The organism is Streptomyces sp. NPDC005566, assembly GCF_040605575.1.
GTDB lineage: Bacteria > Actinomycetota > Actinomycetes > Streptomycetales > Streptomycetaceae > Streptomyces.
The window spans coordinates 1-3283 of sequence record NZ_JBEXDB010000056.1 but is presented as its reverse complement, the minus strand read 5'-3'; the positions used below and the strand labels follow the sequence as shown (position 1 = coordinate 3283).

The 3283-nt window shown below is 61.7% G+C and carries 5 protein-coding genes; 4 read left to right on the top strand and 1 reads right to left on the bottom strand.

Features of this window, described 5'->3' with window-relative positions; all coding sequences use genetic code 11:
- The first annotated feature begins 189 nt into the window (after window positions 1–189).
- The 4 genes from ABZS61_RS34650 to ABZS61_RS34635 all read left to right on the top strand — a co-directional run bounded on the left by ABZS61_RS34650 (window position 190) and on the right by ABZS61_RS34635 (window position 2925).
- Window positions 190–471, top strand: a complete 282-nt coding sequence (locus ABZS61_RS34650) for a DUF1778 domain-containing protein (RefSeq protein WP_024542657.1) — start codon at window positions 190–192, stop codon at window positions 469–471.
- Window positions 468–965, top strand: coding sequence for a GNAT family N-acetyltransferase (locus tag ABZS61_RS34645; protein ID WP_024542658.1), 498 nt, complete (start codon window positions 468–470; stop codon window positions 963–965). The genes ABZS61_RS34650 and ABZS61_RS34645 overlap by 4 nt, the downstream gene beginning before the upstream one ends.
- 324 nt (window positions 966–1289) lie before the next feature.
- Entirely contained in the window at window positions 1290–1496 is a 207-nt protein-coding gene (locus ABZS61_RS34640) for a hypothetical protein (RefSeq protein WP_024542659.1), read from the top strand.
- 175 nt (window positions 1497–1671) lie between these two features.
- On the top strand, window positions 1672–2925 hold the full coding sequence (locus ABZS61_RS34635) for an MgtC/SapB family protein (RefSeq protein ID WP_009238019.1): 1254 nt from the start codon (window positions 1672–1674) through the stop codon (window positions 2923–2925).
- Between the two features lie 249 nt (window positions 2926–3174).
- Here the strand turns inward: ABZS61_RS34635 and ABZS61_RS34630 are convergent, their stop codons facing one another.
- Entirely contained in the window at window positions 3175–3279 is a 105-nt protein-coding gene (locus tag ABZS61_RS34630; RefSeq protein ID WP_356430446.1) for an MMPL family transporter, read from the bottom strand.
- Window positions 3280–3283 lie beyond the last annotated feature (4 nt).

Sequence of the window (3283 nt, the reverse complement as noted above, 5' to 3'; positions counted from 1 at the left end):
GTGGTCCAGGCAGGGGCCCAGGGCGCGTTCGATGCTGGGGTGGAACTGGGCGGGTAGGCCGCGTATGCGGTTGGAGGTGCGGGTGGCCTCGGTGGTTCACAGGGCCGGATCAATAAGCCGGAACCGCCGAAAACTCCCCTTTGAGTTGTACGGCAATTTGCCGTATGATTGCATCAGGAGGACAAAACCATGCCCGTTGCCATCTCTACCGCCCGTCTCGAAGCTCGAATCAGCACCGATCTGCATTCGATGCTCAAGCGTGCCGCCGAACTTCAGGGGCGCACCATGACCGATTTCGTGGTGTCTGCCGTGCAGGACGCCGCGCAGCGCGCCATCGAGCAAGCCGAAGTCATCCGCCTGTCTTTGGCCGATCAGGAATGTTTCGCGCAAGCGCTGCTGTCGCCGCCGCAACCGGCCCCAGCTCTGGAACGTGCCTTTGCCCGTCGCCGCAAACTCTTGCGCGCTGAATGAGCGGCGCACCGTTCCGGCTCGCGCCGCTCGATGCCGCACATGATCGCGCTGCCTTTCGCAGTGATTCGGAGCCGCTGAATCGCTACCTGCAAGAGCAAGTCACGCAGGACATTCGTCGCCGCGTTGCCGCCTGCTTCGTGGCCCTGGCAGACGGGCCGCGCATTGCGGGCTATTACACCTTGGCCTCGGCAAGCCTGCTGCTGGCCGATCTTCCGGCCAGCATCGGCAAGAAGCTGCCGCGCTATCCGACCGTGCCCGCCGTTCGTATGGGCCGCCTGGCTGTCGATCAGGAATTCACGGGCCAAGGTCTCGGCGGTGCGCTTCTGGCTGACGCGCTCGAACGTGCAGCCCGTTCGGAGATTGCCGCCTTCGCCCTGATGGTGGACGCCAAGGACGAGGGGGTAGCGGCTTTCTACCGACATCATGGCTTCATTGCCTTGCCTGACCCGCCGCTCACCCTGTTCTTGCCGCTGGCGACCGTTCAGCGTTCTTGAAACTCGCCGTTCCAAGCCGTTTGAACCGAGAACGGTTTTCGAGAACTCCCCGGCCACATCGACACTAGGCCGTGCCGTCTTCTCGACAAAGCTTCTCGCAGACCTTCGTTTGCGAGAAGTAGCACGCTAGTCCTTAGCGTGCTTTAAATTCCGTTTTCTGAGACGACCCCAAGTGAATTGATGGATAAAAGGGGAATTACAAACAGGTAGGGGCTGGGTTATGCCAATCTTCGCCGGATCAGACTGTAGTGGTCAACTAATTCCGGACACCTCGATTAGCCGATCGCCGCCGGCGCGCCGCCATACAAGAAGGGAGACACAGCCATGCACGAGCACCACCCGATCACCGACCCCGTCTGCGGCATGACCGTCAAGCCGGAATCGCCGCACCGCTTCGATCACGCCGGCCGCGAGCCCGCGTTTGCCGGAAGGCGGTGCGCGCGGATTGGCTGCCTCGCCGTCCGCGAGAATGGCGTCGTAATCCTTGCGGCAGGACGCAAGGCGTTCGGGCGTCAGCACGCCGCCGCCTGATCGACCTCATGGCAAGCGGCGACCAGCAGTTCGATCAGGCGGTTGGCCCAAGCCTGCCCCATCTCCTCGAAGGCGTAGGTCAGTTCCCGCAGGTGATGGGCGTTACTACCTCATATTTCAACAATTATTTTTCCATCTGCCCGACAGTTGGTCAGGTGAACTACGGGAAGCGCCAATGGACCCTAACGTCAACGAGCATCTGATCTCTTTTCTGACCAGCCTGGCCATCGGCCTTCTGATCGGGGTTGAGCGTGAACGCGCCGGTTCGGCAATGGGGTTACGAACTTCGGCCTTGGCCGCGCTGTTCGGCTCCATCGCCGCCCTCGTCGGCCAGAGCGTCGGGGCGCCGTGGTTTCTCCCTGCCGCCTTGCTGGCCATGACGGGCATCATGGTTTTCGGTCAGACCGCGACCGGGGAGAGCGAGAGCCACGCTGGCCCCACCACACGAATGGCCATCCTGCTTTCGTTCACCCTCGGAGCGATGGTTTGGCTCGGCCACGGTCGTTATGCTGTTATGCTAGCCATTGCTGCCGCAGCGCTGCTCCATTTCAAGGCCGAACTGCGCGGCTTGAGTTCACGGATTACTTCCCGCGACCTGGTGTCGATCCTGCAGTTCGCTACGCTGAGTTTTATCGTGCTGCCGCTCCTGCCCAACGTCGGTTATGGACCCTATGGCGCTTTCAATCCTCACCACGTCTGGATGATGGTCGTCCTGATATCCGGCTTGAGCCTCGCCGGCTATTTGGCCATGCGTGCGGTCGGAGATCGCTTTGGCCCGCCCTTGCTCGGTCTGCTGGGAGGACTGGTGTCGAGCACCGCGACTACCCTGGTGTACGCCCGTCATGCCCGCCAGACGCCGACCATGGCGCTGACGTCGTCGATCGTCATTCTCATGGCCAATCTGGTCTTGTCCGTGCGCCTGGGCATGATCGCCGTTGCCATCGCGCCCTCCTTGATGGCGACCCTTTGGCCAGTGTTGGTCGGCAACCTGGTGGCAGGCGGCTTGGCGGTACTGTTCGTCTGGCATCGTTCGCGGACGGGGGGGCCACTTCTTTTGCCGGAAGTTGCCAATCCGACCGAGTTACGGGTTGCGCTGAGCTTCGGTGCGATGTATGCCATCATTTTACTTTTAGCCTCGTGGCTGTCCGATTGGGCGGGAACCCGCGGGCTCTACCTGGCGTCCGCCGTGTCCGGGCTGACCGAACTTGATGCCATCGCATTGTCGACCCTGCGCCTGTTTGGGAATGGGAAACTGGGCGCCGAGGTAGCCGCTAACGCGATCGGCCTGGCGATTCTCTCTAACCTGTGCTTCAAAACTGGCCTCCTCGCCTGGGTCGCAGGGCGCGACTTCCTGTTGCGCTGCCTGCCTGGGATGATGGCTATCGGGATAGGCATTGCAATCGGCATGGGGTGGGTTGGCTATGCTTGACCAATCTCTCGTGTAGTTACGGCTTGCAGCTCTTCCTACGGCTCTGCGCCATGTCCGCTGATCTAAAGGGTGCTGTGCTACGCAAGCTGGGTGATGAGCCAAGATGGGCGGGACTGAGGTTCAGACGCGAGTTGCCCCTCTGGCTAACGGAAATTTCGGCGGTTCCGGCTTACAACCCCTGGTCGAACCGCCGCCAGGCCATTCCGCCGGAACTGATCGGAAAAATTGCTCCCACCAGGCTGGAAAGCATCAACCTGCGAGGCGTGTTCCGCTTTCCTGTTGATCGGCTCCGGAGAGACATTCCTCCCGCATCCGGTGCAGGAGGAAGATCCCGTAGTCGACGCCGAGCGCCACCAGG